The 17,145-nt window shown below is 75.5% G+C and carries 15 protein-coding genes; 8 read left to right on the forward strand and 7 right to left on the reverse strand.

Annotated features, from left to right (window positions below; all coding sequences use genetic code 11):
• Positions 1-7: 7 nt before the first annotated feature.
• Entirely contained in the window at positions 8-1,348 is a 1,341-nt protein-coding gene (locus BLW43_RS14065) for an amidase (protein ID WP_093254406.1), read from the reverse strand.
• 91 nt (positions 1,349-1,439) lie between these two features.
• Between BLW43_RS14065 and BLW43_RS14070 the strand changes: the two genes are divergently transcribed.
• From BLW43_RS14070 to BLW43_RS14090, 5 genes are all read left to right on the forward strand, one after another.
• Positions 1,440-2,669 carry an FAD-dependent monooxygenase gene (locus BLW43_RS14070; RefSeq protein ID WP_093254408.1) on the forward strand — a complete coding sequence of 410 codons (1,230 nt, stop codon included), beginning with the start codon at positions 1,440-1,442 and terminating at the stop codon, positions 2,667-2,669.
• Positions 2,666-4,063 (forward strand): amidase, encoded by a 1,398-nt coding sequence (locus BLW43_RS14075; RefSeq protein WP_217632185.1) that lies wholly within the window; start codon positions 2,666-2,668, stop codon positions 4,061-4,063. The genes BLW43_RS14070 and BLW43_RS14075 overlap by 4 nt, the downstream gene beginning before the upstream one ends.
• Positions 4,060-5,022, forward strand: coding sequence for a uracil-DNA glycosylase (locus BLW43_RS14080; protein WP_093254409.1), 963 nt, complete (start codon positions 4,060-4,062; stop codon positions 5,020-5,022). Before BLW43_RS14075 ends, BLW43_RS14080 begins: the two co-directional genes overlap by 4 nt.
• A 25-nt stretch (positions 5,023-5,047) precedes the next feature.
• Positions 5,048-5,590 carry a molybdenum cofactor biosynthesis protein B gene (gene moaB / locus BLW43_RS14085; RefSeq protein WP_093254411.1) on the forward strand — a complete coding sequence of 181 codons (543 nt, stop codon included), beginning with the start codon at positions 5,048-5,050 and terminating at the stop codon, positions 5,588-5,590.
• Between the two features lie 105 nt (positions 5,591-5,695).
• Positions 5,696-6,622 (forward strand): GGDEF domain-containing protein, encoded by a 927-nt coding sequence (locus tag BLW43_RS14090; RefSeq protein WP_093254413.1) that lies wholly within the window; start codon positions 5,696-5,698, stop codon positions 6,620-6,622.
• Between the two features lie 72 nt (positions 6,623-6,694).
• Here the strand turns inward: BLW43_RS14090 and BLW43_RS14095 are convergent, their stop codons facing one another.
• The 6 genes from BLW43_RS14095 to BLW43_RS14120 all read right to left on the reverse strand — a co-directional run bounded on the left by BLW43_RS14095 (position 6,695) and on the right by BLW43_RS14120 (position 14,272).
• Complete coding sequence (locus tag BLW43_RS14095; RefSeq protein WP_093254414.1) at positions 6,695-7,963, reverse strand: cytosine deaminase; 1,269 nt, start codon at positions 7,961-7,963, stop codon at positions 6,695-6,697.
• A gap of 26 nt (positions 7,964-7,989) precedes the next feature.
• Positions 7,990-8,934, reverse strand: coding sequence for an ABC transporter permease (locus tag BLW43_RS14100; protein ID WP_093254416.1), 945 nt, complete (start codon positions 8,932-8,934; stop codon positions 7,990-7,992).
• A complete protein-coding gene (locus BLW43_RS14105; protein WP_217632192.1) occupies positions 8,931-9,980 on the reverse strand; it encodes an ABC transporter permease in 1,050 nt (349 codons plus the stop codon). The genes BLW43_RS14100 and BLW43_RS14105 overlap by 4 nt, the downstream gene beginning before the upstream one ends.
• On the reverse strand, positions 9,980-11,551 hold the full coding sequence (locus BLW43_RS14110) for an ABC transporter ATP-binding protein (protein WP_093254419.1): 1,572 nt from the start codon (positions 11,549-11,551) through the stop codon (positions 9,980-9,982). The genes BLW43_RS14105 and BLW43_RS14110 overlap by 1 nt, the downstream gene beginning before the upstream one ends.
• A gap of 11 nt (positions 11,552-11,562) precedes the next feature.
• Positions 11,563-12,549, reverse strand: coding sequence for a BMP family protein (locus BLW43_RS14115; protein ID WP_093254420.1), 987 nt, complete (start codon positions 12,547-12,549; stop codon positions 11,563-11,565).
• 100 nt (positions 12,550-12,649) lie between these two features.
• Positions 12,650-14,272, reverse strand: a complete 1,623-nt coding sequence (locus BLW43_RS14120; RefSeq protein WP_093254422.1) for a sensor histidine kinase — start codon at positions 14,270-14,272, stop codon at positions 12,650-12,652.
• A gap of 231 nt (positions 14,273-14,503) precedes the next feature.
• On the opposite strand from BLW43_RS14120, the gene BLW43_RS14125 reads away from it, so the two are divergent.
• The 3 genes from BLW43_RS14125 to BLW43_RS14135 are packed head-to-tail and all read left to right on the forward strand — an operon-like array spanning position 14,504 to position 17,078.
• Complete coding sequence (locus BLW43_RS14125; RefSeq protein ID WP_093254424.1) at positions 14,504-15,262, forward strand: 5-oxoprolinase subunit B family protein; 759 nt, start codon at positions 14,504-14,506, stop codon at positions 15,260-15,262.
• Complete coding sequence (locus tag BLW43_RS14130) at positions 15,259-16,311, forward strand: 5-oxoprolinase subunit C family protein (RefSeq protein ID WP_093254426.1); 1,053 nt, start codon at positions 15,259-15,261, stop codon at positions 16,309-16,311. The genes BLW43_RS14125 and BLW43_RS14130 overlap by 4 nt, the downstream gene beginning before the upstream one ends.
• Positions 16,308-17,078 carry a LamB/YcsF family protein gene (locus BLW43_RS14135; protein ID WP_093254427.1) on the forward strand — a complete coding sequence of 257 codons (771 nt, stop codon included), beginning with the start codon at positions 16,308-16,310 and terminating at the stop codon, positions 17,076-17,078. The genes BLW43_RS14130 and BLW43_RS14135 overlap by 4 nt, the downstream gene beginning before the upstream one ends.
• Positions 17,079-17,145 lie beyond the last annotated feature (67 nt).

A 17,145-nucleotide genomic window follows, 5' to 3' on the forward strand; every position in this document is an offset into this window, starting at 1 on the left:
CGCGTCCTCAGCCCGCCAGCGCCGCCTCCGCCGCCGAACCGATGCGCAAAAGCCGCGCCTCGTCATGCGGGCGGCCGGTGAACATGACGCCGCAGGCCGGCCGCCCGGTCGGCAGCGTTAGCGAACTCAGCCCGAAAAGGTTGCCGAGCCGGGTGTTGCGCAGCGCGAGCAGGTTCTGCGCGGTGTAGTAGTCCTCGTCGGCCGCGAGCCGCGCCACCGAGGGCGGCAGGTTCGGCGTGGTGGGGCAGAGCGCCGCGTCGAAGGGCGCGAGCCGCTGGAGGAACCGCGCGGCCAGCGCCCTGAACGCCATCCGCGCCGCCTCCGCCTGGTCGGAGCGGAAGGTGCGCCCGGCGCGGAAGCGCTCGCGGATCATCGGGAAGATGTCGTCGGGCCGCGCCTCGATGGTCTCGCCCCAGCAGGCGTAGCCTTCGGTGTTGACGATGGCGCCCAGCCTGCCGCCGGTCTCCATCGCTTCCGCGAATTCAGGGACAGGGGCCCGCGTCGCCTTCGCGCCCGCCGCCGTCAGCGCCTCGACCGCGGCCTCGAAGGCTGCGGTCTGCTCCGGGTCGAGATCGTCAAGCACGACGGTCGTGGGGATCAGGAACGAGAGGCCGTTCAGGCTCGCGCCGTTCAGGTCGGGCGCCGTGCGGCCGGTGAGCGCCGCCAGCGTCAGGCCGGCGTCCTCCACCGAGCGGCAGAGCGGGCCGACCGTGTCGAGCGAGGGGCTGAGCGGCACGACGTCGTCGTTCGGGATCAGCCCCCATGTCGTCTTGAGCCCGACCAGCCCGTGCCAGGCGGCGGGAATGCGCACCGAGCCGCCGGTGTCCGACCCCAGCCCCATCGCCGCCAGCCCCAGCGACACGCTCGCCGCAGCGCCGGAGGAGGAGCCGCCGGGCGCCCAGTCGGCGCCGAAGGGGTTGGGCGAGGTCTGCGTCATCGGGTTGTAGCCGAGGCCCGAGAAGGCGAGTTCGCTCATGTGGGTCTTGCCGAGGCACACCATGCCCGCCGCCGAGAGCCGCGCGACGCAGGGCGCGTCTCGGTCGGGCGTGCGGCCGGCGAGCAGGCGCGAGCCCGCCTCGGTCTCGACGCCCGCGGTGTCGAACAGGTCCTTCAGCGAGATAGGCACGCCGTCGAGCGGCCCGCGCCGCACGCCGAGCCGGGCGCGCTCCGCCGCCGCCGCCGCCTCGGCGCGGGCGCGCGCGGGCGTGACGCGGGCGTAGACGCGCTCGGCCTCGGGATGCGCGGCGATGGCGTCGAGATGCGCCTCCGCCAGCGCGCGGGGGTCGATCTCGCCCGCGCCGATCCCGCGCCCCAGCGCCGCCGCCGTCATTGCCAGCCATTCGCTCATCGCGCCCTCCGCTTCTCCGCGCCCGAACCTAAGCGCACGACGGCGCGTCGGGGAAGTGGACAAGCGCCGCCCGCGCCCGATACTTGCAGCCATGGTCAGTTCCCTCGACGCAGACATCGTGATCGCCGGCGGCGGCCCGGCCGGCGCGGCCGCCGCGCTCGCGCTCGCCCATGGCGGCTTCTCCGTGCGGCTGATCGACCCCAGACCCGTCGAGACGCGCGCCGCGCCGGAGTTCGACGGCCGCGCCTACGCGCTCGCCTCCGCCTCCATGAAGCTGCTCGGCGCCCTGGGGCTCTGGGAGGGTCTCGCCCCCCGCGCCCAGCCGATGAGCGCGATCGAGATTTACGACGGGCGCCCCGGCGCCATCGGCCCGGCGCGGCTGCGCATCGACGGCGACGGCCTCGCCGACGCGCCCTTCGCCACGCTGCTGGAGACGCGTTTCCTGCGCCCCGCGCTGCTCCAGGCGGTCGCCGCCCATCCCGACATCCGCCATGACGCCGGCGTGTCGGTCGTCGAGGCGCGGCAGGACGGCGCCGGCGTCGAGATCGCGCTCGACACGGGCGAGAGCCTGCGCGCCGCGCTGGCGGTGGCGGCGGACGGTCGGCGTTCCGCCCTCGCGGCGCGGGCGGGGGTCGGCTGGACCGTTCGGCCCTACGGTCAGACCGGGCTCGTCTGCGCCGTCGCCCATGAACGGCCCCATGGCGGCGTGGCGCGGCAGGCGTTCTACCCCGGCGGCCCCTTCGCGATGCTGCCGCTGCCCGGCGACCGCAGCGCGATCGTCTGGTCCGAGAGAACCCGCGAGGCCGAGCGCGTCGCGGCGCTCGACGACGCGGGCTATCTCGCCGAGATCGCGCTGCGGACCGGCGGCCTGCTGGGCGGGCTGCGGCTGGAGGGCGGACGCTGGGCGTGGCCGCTCGAGATGGCGCTGGCCTACGAGTTCGTCGCGCCGCGGCTGGCGCTGCTGGGCGACGCGGCGCATTCGGTCCACCCCATCGCCGGGCAGGGCTTCAACCTCGCGCTGCGCGACGTTGCGGCGCTGGCGGAGGTGCTGACCGAGGCGCGGCGGCGCGGCGAGGATGTCGGCGACGCCGCGGTGCTGGCGCGCTACCAGCAATGGCGCCGCTTCGACGCCGCCGGCATGAGCCTCGGCATGGATGCGCTGACGCGGCTCTTCTCGAACGATGTCGGCCCGCTCAGGGCGCTGCGCGACGCGGGGCTCGGCCTCGTCCAGCGCGCCCCGGCGCTGAAGCGCGCCTTCGTCGCCGTCGCCGCCGGCCGCGCCGGAGAGACGCCCCGCCTGCTCAAGGGAGAAGCGCTGTGAGAGACCACGCCGGAAGCGACCTGATCGCGATGACAGCCGCGCGGCTGGTCGACATGCTGGCCGCGCGCGAAGTCTCGACCGGCGAGCTGCTCGACGCGCTGGAGGCCCGCGTCGCCGCGGTGGACGGTCGGATCAACGCGCTGCCCACGCTCTGCTTCGACCGCGCCCGAACGCAGGCCGTTCCCGAGGGCGCGCCGCTCGCGGGCCTGCCGGTGGCGATCAAGGATCTGACCGAGGTCGCCGGCGTGCGCACCACCTGGGGCTCGCCGATCCACGCCGACCACGTCTCCATCGCCTCCGACCATGTCGCCGAGCGCGTCGAGGCCCGCGGCGGCGTGATCTACGCCAAGACCAACACGCCGGAATTCGGCGCCGGCGCGCAGACCTTCAACGAGGTGTTCGGGCCGACCCGCAACCCCTACGACCTGACGAAATCGGTCGCGGGCTCCTCCGGCGGCTCGGCGGCGGCGCTGAAATCCGGCTGCGCCTGGCTCGCCCAAGGCTCCGACCTCGGCGGCTCCCTGCGCAACCCGGCGAGCTTCTGCGGCGTCGTCGGCCTGCGCCCCAGCCCCTTCCGCGTGCCGTCCGGCCCCGGCGGCGACCCGTTCAACCCGCTTTCGGTCGACGGTCCGATGGCGCGCACGGTCGAGGACTGCGCGCTGTTTCTCGACGCGCTCTCGGGCAGCGACCCGCGCGAGGCGGTGTCGCTGCCCGCGCCGGAGCGCCCGTTCCGCGAATGGGCGCGCGCCGCCAAGGCGCCGCTGCGCGTCGCCGTCAGCCTCGATCTCGGGCTCTCGCCGGTGGAGCCCGTCGTGCGCGAGACCGTCGCCGCCGCCGCGCGGCGCTTCGAGGCGATGGGCGCGACCGTCGAGGAGGCCTGCCCGGATCTCGCCGGCGCCCATGAGGCGTTCCAGACCCTGCGCGCGCTCGGCTTCGCCCGCGCCCACGGCGACCGCCTGCGCAACCACCGCGACCTGCTCAAGCCCGAGGTGATCTGGAACACCGAGAAGGGCCTCGCGCTGACCGGCGAGGAGATCGCCCGCGCGCTGACCTTGCGCGCCGGCATCGTCGCCCGCGCCCGCGACTTCTTCGCCGAATGGGACGTGCTGGTGTGCCCGGCGACCTGCGTGACGCCCTTCGCGGTTGAGACGCGCTGGCCGACATCCTGCGACGGCGTGCGGTTCGAGACCTATATCGACTGGCTCGCGGTGGTCTACGGCGTGACGCTGACGGCCTGCCCGGCGCTAAGCCTGCCGGGCGGCTTCACGGCCGAGGGCCTGCCCATCGGCGTGCAGCTCGTCGGCGGGCCAAGGGGCGAGGGGCCGCTGCTCGGCGCCGCCGCTGCGCTGGAGGCCGCGCTCGCGCTGGACCCGTCCCCCATCGACCCGCGATGAGCGGCGGCGCGGTCGAGAGCTGGCCGCCCGAGGCCGCGCTCGCCGCGCTCGCGTGGCAGGTCGAGCTCGGCTGCGACGAGGCGCTGTCGGAGACGCCGCTCGACCGCTTCGCGCTGGAGGAGGCCGCCGAGGCGGCCCGTGAGGCGCGGCGCCGCGCCGAAGGCGAGGCGGGCGCGTCGCCCGCCGAAGCGCGCGACGCCCTCGCCCGAACCATCCCCGCCCGGACCATCCCCGCCCGAACCGCCGCGCCCGGCGTCGCCGCCAATCCCGTCGCCGCTAACTCCGCCGCGGCCGGCGCCCAGCGGCCCGCCGCGGACGCGCCCGCCGCCGCGGTCGCCGAAGCCGAGGCCATCGCCGCCGGCTGCGCCACGCTCGACGACCTCGCCGTCGCGCTGGCGGCCTTCGAGGGCTGCCCGCTCAAGCGCGGCGCGCGCAGCTGCGTCTTCGCCGACGGCGACCCCGCCGCCCGCGTCATGGTGATCGGCGAGGCGCCGGGCCGCGACGAGGACCGCGTCGGAAAACCCTTCGTCGGGCGCTCCGGCCAGCTTCTGGACCGGATGCTCGCCGCGATCGGGCTCGATCGGCGCGCTGCGGCTGGCGCAGCGGGCGTTGGGGAGGCGGTCTACATCACGAACGCGATCCCGTGGCGGCCGGTGGACAACCGCGCGCCATCGGGCGACGAGATCGCCATGCTGCTGCCCTTCCTGCGCCGCCATGTCGCGCTGGCCGACCCTGCCTTCGTGCTCCTCGCCGGCAACGCGCCCACCAGGGCGCTGGCGCAGACCGAGACCGGCATTCTCAGGATGCGCGGGCGCTGGCTGCGGCTGGCCGACGGCCGCTCCGCGCTGCCGACGCTCCACCCCGCCTACCTCCTGCGCAACCCCGCCGCCAAGCGCCTCGCATGGCGCGACCTGCTGTCTCTGCGCGCCGCGCTCGACGGCGAGGCTCCGCCCTGCTGACCCCACCCAGCCCTGAAAGCGCCCCATGAGCCGCATCGACGAGACCCGCCCTTTCATTCCCATGCGCATCGCGCTGCTCACCGTGTCCGACACCCGCAGCGCCGAGGAGGACCGCTCGGGCGACCTGCTCGCCGCCCGCATCGCCGAGGCCGGCCATGCGCTCGCCGACCGCCGGCTGGTGCGCGACGAGGCAGACGACATCGCGGCGCGGCTGAGGGCTTGGATCGACGGCGGCGGGGTCGACGCGATCCTCTCCACCGGCGGCACCGGGCTGACGGGGCGCGACGTCACCGTGGAGGCGCACCGGCGCGTCTACGAGAAGGAGATCGAGGCGTTCGCGACGCTCTTCACCATGGTCTCGTTCCAGAAGATCGGCACCTCGGCGATCCAGAGCCGCGCCTGCGGCGGCGTTGCGGGCGGCGTTTACCTGTTCGCGCTGCCCGGTTCGCCCTCCGCCTGCCGCGACGCGTGGGACGAGATCCTGAAGCCGCAGTTCGACATGCGCCACCGGCCCTGCAACTTCGTGGAGATCATGCCGCGCCTCGATGAGCATCTGCGCCGCAAGTGAGTCGGGGCGGGCCCGCGTCAAGCGCCGGTTAAGGTCCGGAGGCGATGGTCGCGTCTCTGGTGTGCCGGCGGATCGCCGCGGCTGGACCGTCGCGGCGGGTGCGGTATGCTTCTTCGAAAATCGGACCATCGTCGGCGCGTCGATCTCTCGGCGCGCGATCTGCTTGCGCCGGCGGGCGCGCTGGCTGCGGGGGCGCGCTTCGACGCGCTGCTGAGTGTCGCGCGGGGCGCGTTGGCGGCCCAGGTAGCCGAAATCTCGCTGTTCGCGACCGACGCCGACTGGCTGCGCCGCTGCGCGGGGGAGCCGCCCGCCGCGAAGCGCGCCGGCCCCCGGACTGACGGCGCCCGCGTGCTCGGCGTGGCCGACATGGCCGCGGCGCCGCGTCTGCAACCCGCCGGGCATGCCGGCGACGATCCGATGCGGGCCTGCCTGGTCGCGCCGCTTACGGGGAGCGACGGCGCGCGCATCGGGGCGCTCACGATCATGGATCCCGCGCCGCGCGCTTTCGACGCCGCCGCGCAGGCTCTCGCGACGCATCTCGCCGATGTCGCGGCCGCGCTCGAGGAGCAGTTCCAGCGCGCGTGCCGCGATACGCTCACCGGCGCGCTGGGGCGCGCGGCCTTCTCCGCCGCCGCCGACCGGGTCGCAGCGCGCTGCGCCGTCACCGGCGTGCGCGGGGCCATCGCATCCATGCGCTGCGACGGTTTCGACGCGCAGTCGGCGCGCCACGGCCGGGGCGCGACCGACGCCGCCCTGCGAGCGGCCGCGCTGGCCGGCGCCGCCTGCGCCCGCCGGCTCGACGTCATGGGACGCATTGGCCCCGCCGAATTCGTCCTGCTGATGACCGACGTCGACACGGCGGAGGCGGCGGGCGTGGCCCGGCGCGTCGCCGCGGCGATGACGCAGGCCGCCGCCGCCGGCGGCGCGCCGCTCGCCTTCGCCAGCGGCGCCCGGCGCTGGAGCCCCGACATCGCCGACGGGGCGGACTGGGTCTGCGAAGCCGCCGGGACCGCCGCCGGCGCGCTGGGCTGAGGCCCCCGCCGCCTTCGCCCGGGTCCCGGCCCGTCGGGGCGCCCCACCGGAGCAGCCCCCCGGAGCGGCGTCCTAGAGCAGGCCCGCGCGCGGCGTCTCGGGGCGGCCGGGCAGGGAGAGCCGCGGCGCCCGGGCGGCGCTCTCCGCGACCACCTCGCCGGCCCGCGCCACGACGAGCCGCGCCGCCCGGCGGCGCACCGCGTCCACCGGGTCGGTCGCGTCGAGCAGCACCAGATCGGCGCGGTCGCCCGGCGCCAGCCCGCGCCCCTCCAGCCCCATCACCGAAGCGGCGTCCGTCGTGACGGCGGCGAAGGCCGAGGCTACGCCGGCGCGGCCTGAACACTGCGTCGCGTGCACGCCGAGGCTCGCGACCTCCAGCATGTCCGCCGTTCCCAGCGGATACCATGGGTCCATCATGCAGTCCTGCCCATAGGCGACCGTCACGCCGGCCGCGCGCAGCTCCGGCGCCCGGGTCAGGCCGCGGCGCTTCGGATAGCCGTCGTGCCGCCCCTGGATCAGCAGGTTCACCGCCGGATTGGCGATGACGCCCAGCCCCGCCTCCGCGATCAGCGGGATCAGCTTTGAGACATAGTAGTTGTCCATCGAGTGCATCGAGGTCAGGTGCGAGGCGGTTGCACGCGTCAGCCCCAGACGCTGCGTCTCCATCGCCAGCGTCTCGACATGGCGGCTCATCGGGTCGTCGGTCTCGTCGCAGTGCAGGTCGATCGCGAGGCCGCGCTCGGCGGCGATGGCGCAGAGCCGGCGCACCGAGCGCGCGCCCTCCTCCATGGTCCGCTCGAAATGCGGAATGCCGCCGACGATCTCCACGCCGCGGTCGAGCGCCGCCAGCAGGTTGGCCTCGGCGCCCGGGTCGCGGAACAGCCCGTCCTGCGGGAAGGCGACGAGTTGGAGGTCGAGCCACTTGGCTGCGCGCGCCCGCACCTCCAGCAGCGCCTCGACGCCGCGCAGCCCGCCGCAGACGTCGACATGGCTGCGGATCGCGGTGATCCCCTGCGCCACGGCGAGGTCGACATAGTCCAGCGCGCGCGCGACGATCTCCTCATGGGTCTGGATCGCCTTCAGCTCCCCCCAGAGCTCGATGCCCTCCAGTAGCGTGCCCGAGACGTTGAGGCGCGGCCGGCCCAGCGAGAGCGTCGCGTCGAGGTGGAAATGGCAGTCGGCGAAGGCGACGCTCAGCAGCCGCCCCCCGGCATCGACCACGCGCCCGGCCCCGCCCGCAATGTTCGGCGCCATGGCGGCGATGCGGCCGCCGGCGCAGGCCACGTCGAGGCCGGCGCGGCCGTCTGGCAGGGTCACGTTGCGAAAGAGAAGGTCGGTCATGGAGGCTCGCTGTTGGCGGTTGGAGTTCAGCGCTGGCCCTTGAACCAGGGTTTCAGCAGCGCGCGGGGATAGTCGGCGCGGCGCGAGGCCAGCGTCAGCGCCAGGATCGAGAGCACATAGGGCGCCATCAGGAACAGCTGCGACGGCGCCAGCCCGCCGAGCTGGGTCTGCGCGCGAAGCTGGAAGGCGTCGAAGGCGCCGAACAGGATCGCGCCGAGCAGCGCCTTGCCCGGCCGCCAGGACGCGAAGATCACCAGCGCGATGCAGATCCAGCCGCGCCCGTTCACCATCCCGAAGAAGAAGGCGTCGAAGGCCGACAGCGTGAGGAACGCGCCGCCGAGGCCCATCAGCGCCGAGCCCGCCACCACCGCGCCGAAGCGCAGCCGGTGCACCGAGAGCCCCTGCGCGTCCACCGCGTCGGGGTTGTCGCCGACGGCGCGGATCGCCAGCCCCAGAGCAGTGCGGTTCAGCAGCAGCCAGATCAGCGGCGCCAGCGCCAGCGCCGCCCATGTCAGGGCCGTCTGCGCGCCCATCACCGGGCCGATGAAGGGGATGTCCGTCAGCCATTCCGGCCGGAGCGGGCGGAACGGCTCGACGCGCGGCGGGCTGGTCACGTCGGGCAGGGCGGTGCGGTAGGTGAAATAGGCCGCGGAAGTGGCCAGCAGCGTCACCGCCAGTCCCGAGACATGCTGCGACAGCCCCAGGGGCACGGTCAGCGTCGCGTGAAGCGCGCCGAACAGCGCGCCCACCGCCAGCGCCGCCAGCACGCCCCCCGCAAGCCCCGCGCCGAGCCACACCGCGAGCCACCCCGCCATCGCCCCGGCGACGAAGATGCCCTCCACGCCGAGGTTCAGCACCCCGGCGCGCTCGCACAGCAGCGCCCCCATCACGCCGAAGATAAGCGGCGTGGCGATGCGCAGCGTCGCCGCCCAGAAGCTCTCGGTGGCGAGGATGGCCAGCAGATCGGTCATGCCAGCCGCACTCGGAAGCGGGCGAGAAAGCCGCCCACCAGCACGCAGATCAGCGCCATCGCCACGATCAGGTCGGCGAGGTAGCTGGAGACGCCGAGCGCGCGGCTCATGCTGTCAGCCCCCACGAACACCGCGGCGACGAAAAGCGCCGCGGCGACCACGCCCAGCGGCGACAGCCCCGCCAGCATCGCCACGACGACGCCCGCGTAGCCGAAGCCGGGCGAGATGTCAGCGGTGAGATAGCCCTTGAGCCCCGCGACCTCGCCCGCGCCAGCCAGCCCCGCCAGCGCGCCCGACAGCGCGCCGACGCCGACCATCACGCGGCCGACCGGAACGCCGGCGTGGCGCGCGGCGTCGGGGTTCTCGCCCACGGCGCGGATGCGGAAGCCGGCGGTCGTCCGGCTCAGCAGCACATGCATGAGCGCGGCGGCGACGAGGCCGACGATCAGCCCGGCGTGCAGCCGCATCCGGTCGAGCAGCTTCGGGAGCTCCGCCTCCGCGACGACGGGTTCGGACTGCGGCCAGCCCATGCCCATCGGGTCCTGCAACGGCCCCTCCAGCATCATCTGGACGAAGAGCAGGATGACGAAGTTCATGAGCAGCGTCGTCACCACCTCGTCCACGCCCAGCCGCGCCTTGAGCCAGGCCGGCCCCGCCATCGCCAGCCCGCCGGCGGCGGCCCCGGCCGCCATCACCATGGGCGCCAGCAGCCAGACGGGGGCGGCGACGGCGCCGGTTCCGACCGCGACGGCCGCGAGCGCGCCGAGATAGAGCTGGCCCTCCGCGCCGATGTTCCAGAGCTTCGCGCGGAACGCCACGGCCGCCGCCAGCCCGGTCAGGATCAGCGGCGTCGCCCGCGTCAGCGTCTCGCTCAGCGCAAACAGCGAGCCCGCCGCGCCCTGCGCCATCAGCGCATAGGCGGCGGCGACGTCGGCGCCGGCGAGCGAGAGCGGTATCGCAGCGAGCGCCAGCGCCGCGAGCGCCGCCAGCAGGGGCGCGGCGCGGGCGACGCCGACTGCGGGCGCCGCCCGGGGCTCGATGCGGATCACGCCGCCGCCCCGGCGCCGGCGGCCATCCCGGCGCCCATGTCGTCCCCGGTCATCATCCGGCCGAGCCGCCCGCGGTCGAGCTCCGCCGGCGCTCCGGCCTCCGTCAGCCGGCCGGCGTGCATCGTCACGACGCGGTCCGACAGCGCCAGCACCTCGTCGAGATCCTCCGAGATCAGCAGCACGCCCGCCCCGCCGTCGCGCGCCGCGATCAGCCGGGCGCTCACCGCCGCCGCGGCGCCCACGTCGAGCCCCCGCGTCGGCTGGTTGGCGAGGATCAGCCGCGGCCCCGCCTCCAGCACCCGCGCGAGGATCAGCTTCTGGATGTTGCCGCCGGACATCAGCCGCGCCGGCGCCGCCGGCCCCGGCCCCCGCACGTCATGGGCCTTGAGCACCCGCGCCGCCGCCGCCGCGATCGCGCCGCGCCGCAGGAAGCCGCCGCGCGAAACCTCCGGCGCGTCGAGCCGCTCGATCACCAGGTTCTCCGCCGCGCTCATGGCGCCCACGACGCCCTCGCGATGGCGATCCTCCGGGATGCGCCCGACCCCCGCGGCGACGAAGGCCGCCGCCGTGAACCGGGCGACCTGCGCGCCGAACAGCTCGACCGACCCCGCGTCGGGCCGCGCCAGACCGCTCGCCAGCGCCGCCAGCGCCGCCTGGCCCGAGCCCGAGACGCCGGCCACGCCGACGATCTCGCCGCGACGCACCGTCAGCGAGCAGGGGGCGAGGCGGCGGCGCGGCTCGGCGTGATCGACCCGCGCCGCGACCAGCCGCAGCGCCGGCGCCCCCGGCCGTCCGGGCCCCGCCTTCGGCGCCGGCGGCGGCTCGGCGCCCATCATCAGCGCCGAGAGCGAGGCCGCGTCCGCCTCCGCCGCCGCGCGCACGCCGACCAGCCGGCCGCCGCGCAGCACCGCGATGCGGTCGGCGTGCCCCAGCACCTCGGGCAGTTTGTGGGAGATGAAGATCACCGACAGGCCGTCGCGCGCCATGCCGCGCAGCAGCATGAACAGCGCCTCGGCCTCCTGCGGCGCCAGCACCGCCGTCGGCTCGTCCAGCACGAGGATGCGCGCGTCGCACCACAGCGCCTTGAGAATCTCGATGCGCTGCCGCTCTCCGACGCCGAGCCGCGCGGCGGGCTCGTCGAGCGGCGCGGCGAGGCCGGTGCGCGCCATCAGCGCCTCCAGCCGCGCCCGCGCCGCGCGCCTCCCCCGCCGCAGCGCGAACAGCGGCTCGGCGCCGAGCAGGATGTTCTCGAAGCCGGTGAGGTTCTCCGCCAGCGCGAAATGCTGGTGCACCATGCCGACGCCGGCGGCGAGCGCCGCCTGCGGCTGGCCCGGCGGCAGGTCGCGCAGCACGCCCTCGCAGTCGGCCACGCGCACGCGCCCGGCGTCTGGCGCGTAGCGGCCGAACAGCATGTTCATCAGCGTGGTCTTGCCCGCGCCGTTCTCGCCCAGCAGCGCCAGCATCTCGCCCCGCGCAAGCGTGAGGCTCACGTCGTCCACTGCGACCGCCTCGCCAAAGCGCTTCGTCAGCCCCTGCAGGCGCAACGCGACCGGCGCCGAAGGCGCCATGCCCGGCGTCCTCAGTTGTCGGGGACCGGCTCGGCGTCGTTGACGTTGACGCGGAACAGCCCGGCGCGGATCTCCGCCTCCTTCGCCTCGACCTCGGCGACGACCTGCGCCGGCACGAGTTCGGGGTCGAGCGTCAGCGAGGCGCCGTCGAAGGCCATGAAACTGAACTGACCGTAATCGATCGGCTCGAAATCGCCCGCCCGCACGGCGGCGAGGGCGCGGTCGATGGTCGGCTCCATGCGCCAGATCGCCGAGGCGAGGATCGTTCCGGGATAGTCGGCGGAGGTGTCGATCACGTTGCCGATCGCCTTGACGCCGCGCTCCACGGCGGCGTCGGACACGCCGAAGCGCTCCGCATACATCACGTCGGCGCCCGCATCCATCATGGCGAAGGCGGCTTCCTTAGCCTTGGGCGGGTCGTACCACGAGTTGATGAAGCTCACCATGAAGCGCACGTCGGGGTTCACGCTGCGCGCGCCGTCCATGAAGGCGTGCATCAGGCGGTTGACCTCGGGGATGGCGTAGCCGCCGACCATGCCGATCAGGTTCGATGCGGTCGCGTGGCCGGCGACCATGCCGGTCAGGTAGCTCGGCTCGTGGATCCAGTTGTCGAACACCGCGAAGTTCGGCTGCGACGGGCCGAAGCTCGATCCCATTAGGAACGCCGTCTCCGGGTAGTCGGCCGCGACGCTGCGCGCCGCCCGCTCCACCGCGAAGGCCTCGCCGACGACGAGCGCGGCGCCGCCCTCGGCGTATTCGCGCATGACGCGCTCGTAATCGGTGTTGGCGACGTTCTCGGAGAAGCTGTAGTCGACCTCGCCCCGCGCCTCCGCGGCCTCGAGCGCCTTGTGGATGCGGCTCACCCACTGCTGCTCGACCGGCACTGTGTAGATCGCGGCGACCTTCAGCGCGTCCTGCGCCGCCGCCGCGCTGGCGCTCGCCGCGGCGAGCGCCAGCGCGAGGGCCGTGCGGCGCGTGAGTGCGAGAGCGTTCTTCATGGCGTCGTTCTCCCCTGTCGCCGGCTCCTCCGCCGCCGGCGCCGTCGCGCCGTGGCGCCGCCGTGCCGCAGCGCAGCGTTCCCCGCTTTGGCGGCGCAGGTCAAGCGTCTCGGACGGCTCCGGGCCCGGGCGGGCCGGCGACCGGGATGGTGAACCAGAACGTAGCGCCCTCGCCCTCGACGCTCTGGAAATCCATCGCGCCGCCCATGCTCTCGACCATCAGCTTCGCGATCGAGAGCCCAAGCCCGACGCCGCCGAAGCGCCGCGTGTGGGAGCCGTCGCCCTGTGCGAAGCCGAGGAAGATGCGCTCGCGCACGCCCTCGGCCACGCCCACTCCGGTGTCCCTGACGCTGACGCGCACCATCGGCTCGGCCGGCCCGTCGACGAGGCTCGCGGCGACCGTCACCGTCCCCCCGGCGGTGAACTTCGCGGCGTTGCTGACCAGCGCGCCCAGCACCTGGCGGAACCGGCCGGCGTCGCCCACCACGAGGCCCGGCAGCGCGGAGTCCACCGTCTCCACGAAGTCCAGCCCCTTGCGGCGCATCGTCTCCCGGTGCGGCGCGCTCGCGGCGGAGATCGCGGCGCGCAGGTTGAAGTGCTGTCGGGCCGCCGGGCTCTGGCGCGTCGCGATGCGGGCATAGTCGAGAATGTCGTTGAGCAGCCCGAGCAGGCTCGCGGCGCTGTCGCGCGCCACCGTCGCCATGCGCTTCTGCTTCTCGCTCAGCTCGGTGTTGGCCAGCAGCGCCAGCATCCCCAGCACGCCGTTCATCGGCGTGCGGATCTCGTGGCTCATCGCGGCGAGGAACTCCGACTTCGCGACGTTCGCCGCCTCCGCCTCCCGTCGGCTGGCCTCCAGCCGCGCCTGCAGCGCCTTCTGCTCGGTGATGTCGGTCGCGATGGCGCAGAGCACGGGCTCGCCGTCGACCGGGTCGCGCACGAGGAACTTGGAGCTGAGATAGACCGCCTCGCCGCCGCAGGGCAGGGCGACGCGCTCCTCGCCGTGGAACGGCTCGCCGGTCTCGAACACGGCGCTGTCGTTGGCCCGCAGCGCGGCGGCGGTGGCGGGGCCGTAGATCTCCGCGTCGGTCGCGCCCTCGATGTCGTCGCGCAGGGCGGTGAGGCGGTACATCCGGTTGGCCGCCAGCAGCTCGCCGTTGCGGCGCTTGATGAACACCAGGGCGTCGGTGTTTTCGAGAATGGCGTCGAACAGCGCCCGGAGCCGCCCCGCCTCGCGGTCTCCGCCGCGCGCTGGGGCGGGGTCGCATACGCTCTCGTGCAGGCGTCCGACGTCCTCCAGCGCGGCGGCCTCGCGCGGTCTCAGCGTCCGGGGGCCGCGGTCGAAGACGCACAGCGCGCCGACGGCGGTCCCGCCCGGGCCGGCGACCTGCGTCGCCGCGCACCAGTCGAAGGCGTCGCCGAACGCCGCCGATCCGTCGCGCTCCATCGCGAAGGCGCGCGCGCCGCCGCCCGTGAAGGCCATGGACGCCACATGCAGCGCGGCCTCGGTCGGCGCATCCAGGCCGTGCAGCGTCGCCCAGCCCTCGCCGTGGATCCAGACCGCCGCCGCTGGCGCCGAAAGCGCCGCCGCCGCCACGCGCGCCAGCCGCGCCCGGTCGCAGCGCGCGCCGCGCCGCGCGTCGGCTTCGGGTTCGAACCCGGTCGCGGCGGGCGTGGGATGCGTCGCCTCGCTGACGGTCACGCGGTGCTCCTGTTCCTCCGCCATGCGCGTGCGGCGGTCTCCTGCGCCGCGGCGGGGCGCCGGCTGTTCCCGAGAGGTCGCAAGGGCGCGCGCGCCGGCGGATCGCCGCCCCGATCCGGGGCCGCCCTTGCGGAAGCAGGCTATCAGAAAAGATCGCCGCGCGCCGCCGGCTTCGATCGCGTTGACAGCTAGGGCGCCCGGCGACACGCTCGCCCTGCCCGACGCGCTGAGCCGGGCGCGGGGCGGAAGGCGGCGATGTCGGCGGCGACGGGAGGCGGGGAGGTCGCTGCGCGGGTCGCGCCGCTCGGCGACGCGGCCTTCACGCTGGTCCTGGGCGAGGCGCCGGGGCCCGCGACGACGGCCCGCCTCGCCGCCGTCGCCGCGGCGCTGGGGGAGGCGCCCGGCGTCGTGGATCTCGCGCCCTCCTTCGCCGCGCTGACCGTGCATCTCGACCCCGACGCCGCCGACCGGCCGGCGCTGGAGGCCCGCGCCCTCGCGCTCGCAGACCCTGCGCTCGCGCCGAAGGCCCGCCCCGGCGCGGCGTTCGACGCGCCGCTCTGCGTCGAGCCCGACCATGGCCCGGACCAGCGGGAGGTCGCCGCGGAGACCGGGCTGACGGTGGACGCCGTGCTCGACCTGCTGCTCGGGGCCCGGCTGGACGTGCTGGCGGTCGGCTTCCTGCCGGGCTTTCCGTTCTGCGGTCCCGCGCCCGCCGCGCTGCATCTGCCGCGCAAGCCGACGCCCCGGCTGCGCGTGCCGAAGGGGTCGGTCGCCGTCGCCAACGGCTTCGTCGGGATCTACCCCTGGGTCAGCCCCGGCGGCTGGCGCATCCTCGGCGCCTCCTGCCTGCCGCTGTTCGACCCCGCCCGCGCGCGCCCCTCGATGTTCGCCGCCGGCGACCGGCTGCGCCTGCACGCCGTCTCCGCCGCCGAGCATGAACGGCTGCGCGCCGCCGCCGAGGCCGGCGAGATCGGGCCGGAGGACTTCCGCATCACCGGGGAGGGCGCCCCATGACGTCCGCCGTGAGAAGGCTGGACGTCATCGCGCCGGGGCCGCGCACGTTGGCGCAGGACGCCGGGCGCGCGGGCTGGCGCGGCGTCGGCGCCCCTGTCAGCGGCGCGGCGGACGGCGTGCTGTGGCGGCTCGCGCAGGCGGTCGCCGGCGGGCCCGAGGGCGCCTGCGCGCTGGAGTTCGCCCTGCTGGGGCCGACGCTGCGCGCGGCTGGCGGGCCTGCGCGCGTCGCGCTCGGCGGCGCGGAGGGCCGCGTCACCGGCGCCGACGGGGAGGCGCGCCGCGCGCCGGCGCTGCGCTCCTTCACCCTCGCCGAGGGCGAGACGCTCGCCGTCGGCCCGGTCTCCGGCGGCGCGGTGGGCTATCTCGCCGTCGAGGGCGGTTTCGATCTGCCCGTCGTCATGGGCGCCCGCGCGACCGATCTCAGGGCCGGCTTCGGGGGCTTCCGGGGCCGCGCGCTGGCGCCGGGAGACCGGCTGCCCCTCGCCGGCCCGCCGCCGCAGGGCCCCGAGCGCGCCCTCGCCGCGCCGCCGCCGCCGCCCGAAGGGCCGCTGCGCGTGATCATGGGGCCGCAGACCGACCACTTCACCGTGGAGGCGCTGGAGACCTTCCTCGCCGCCGAGTGGCGCGTCTCCGACGACGTCGACCGGATGGGCGCCCGGCTGCAGGGGCCGCGGCTGAGGCACTCCGACAAGGGCGCCGACATGATCTCCGAGGGTCTCGCGATCGGGGCGGTCCAGGTCCCCGGCGCCGGGCAGCCCATCGTGCTGGGGGTCGATAGCCACACCATCGGCGGCTACCCCAAGATCGCCGTCGTCGTCACCGCCGACATCCCGCGCCTCGGCCGGCTGACGCCCGGCCGCACGGTGCGCTTCGCCGCCGTGACGCTGGCGGAGGCGGCGGCGGCGCGGCGCGCGGCGGCGGCGGACCTGGCGCGCGCGATCGCCGCGATCCGCCCCGTGGCGGGGGGCGCGGCGCCGGTCGACCTCGCGGCGCTCGCCTCCGCCAACCTCGTTTCCGGCGTCGTCAGCGCGCGAGAGGAGCAGTCATGAAGATCACCCTTAACGCCGACATGGGCGAGGGCTTCGGCCGCTGGCCGCTGGGCGACGACGCGGCGCTGCTGAAGATCGTCGGCGCCGCCAACATCGCCTGCGGCTTCCACGCCGGCGATCCGCTCACGATGCGCCGGGCGGTGGCGGCGGCGAAGGCGGCGGGGGTGGACGTCGGCGCCCACCCCGGCTTTCCTGACCTTGAGGGCTTCGGCCGGCGCGACATGACGCTTTCGGCCGAGGAGGCGACGGCGCTGGTGATCTACCAGACCGGCGCCATGCTGGGCGTCGCCGCCGCGGAGGGCGCCCGCGTCGTCCACGTCAAGCCGCATGGCGCGCTCAACACCATGGCCTGCCGCGACGACGCGCTGGCCGACGCCATCGCCGCCGGGGTGAAGGCGGTCGACCCCGGCCTCATCCTGCTCGCCACCGCCGCCACCGCGCTCTCGCGCGCCGGAGAGCGCGCGGGCCTGCGAACGGCGCAGGAGGTGTTCGCCGACCGCACCTACACCGAGACCGGCGAGCTTACCCCGCGGCGCGAACCCCACGCGCTGATCCACGACGCCGATCAGGCCGTGGCGCAGGCCCTGCGCTTCCTGAAGGCCGGCGGCGTCGTGACGCCCTCGGGCCGCGTGCTGCCCGCGCCGCTGCACTCGCTCTGCGTGCATGGCGACGGGCCGACCGCCGTCGCGCTGGCGCAGGGCGTCGCCGGCGGACTGGTCGCGGCCGGCGTGGCGCTCACCGGCCTCGCCGAGGCCATGGCGCCATGACCCCGCCGGCCCCATGACCCCGCCGGCCCGCGCCCCCGCCGGTCCCGGGATCTCGCCGCGGCGCCCG

Origin of the sequence: Rubrimonas cliftonensis (assembly GCF_900107585.1) — a bacterium.
Taxonomy (GTDB): domain Bacteria; phylum Pseudomonadota; class Alphaproteobacteria; order Rhodobacterales; family Rhodobacteraceae; genus Rubrimonas; species Rubrimonas cliftonensis.

Excerpts from the sequence above, each read along its gene's own strand:
- BLW43_RS14120 (WP_093254422.1), bottom strand. The coding sequence starts at position 14,272 with ATGGCGGAGGAACAGGAGCACCGCGTGACCGTCAGCGAGGCGACGCAT.
- BLW43_RS14095 (WP_093254414.1), bottom strand. The coding sequence starts at position 7,963 with ATGACCGACCTTCTCTTTCGCAACGTGACCCTGCCAGACGGCCGCGCC.
- BLW43_RS14070 (WP_093254408.1), top strand. The coding sequence starts at position 1,440 with ATGGTCAGTTCCCTCGACGCAGACATCGTGATCGCCGGCGGCGGCCCG.
- BLW43_RS14100 (WP_093254416.1), bottom strand. The coding sequence starts at position 8,934 with ATGACCGATCTGCTGGCCATCCTCGCCACCGAGAGCTTCTGGGCGGCG.
- BLW43_RS14130 (WP_093254426.1), top strand. The coding sequence starts at position 15,259 with ATGACGTCCGCCGTGAGAAGGCTGGACGTCATCGCGCCGGGGCCGCGC.
- BLW43_RS14080 (WP_093254409.1), top strand. The coding sequence starts at position 4,060 with ATGAGCGGCGGCGCGGTCGAGAGCTGGCCGCCCGAGGCCGCGCTCGCC.
- BLW43_RS14135 (WP_093254427.1), top strand. The coding sequence starts at position 16,308 with ATGAAGATCACCCTTAACGCCGACATGGGCGAGGGCTTCGGCCGCTGG.
- BLW43_RS14090 (WP_093254413.1), top strand. The coding sequence starts at position 5,696 with ATGCTTCTTCGAAAATCGGACCATCGTCGGCGCGTCGATCTCTCGGCG.
- BLW43_RS14115 (WP_093254420.1), bottom strand. The coding sequence starts at position 12,549 with ATGAAGAACGCTCTCGCACTCACGCGCCGCACGGCCCTCGCGCTGGCG.
- BLW43_RS14125 (WP_093254424.1), top strand. The coding sequence starts at position 14,504 with ATGTCGGCGGCGACGGGAGGCGGGGAGGTCGCTGCGCGGGTCGCGCCG.
- BLW43_RS14110 (WP_093254419.1), bottom strand. The coding sequence starts at position 11,551 with ATGGCGCCTTCGGCGCCGGTCGCGTTGCGCCTGCAGGGGCTGACGAAG.
- BLW43_RS14065 (WP_093254406.1), bottom strand. The coding sequence starts at position 1,348 with ATGAGCGAATGGCTGGCAATGACGGCGGCGGCGCTGGGGCGCGGGATC.
- moaB (WP_093254411.1), top strand. The coding sequence starts at position 5,048 with ATGAGCCGCATCGACGAGACCCGCCCTTTCATTCCCATGCGCATCGCG.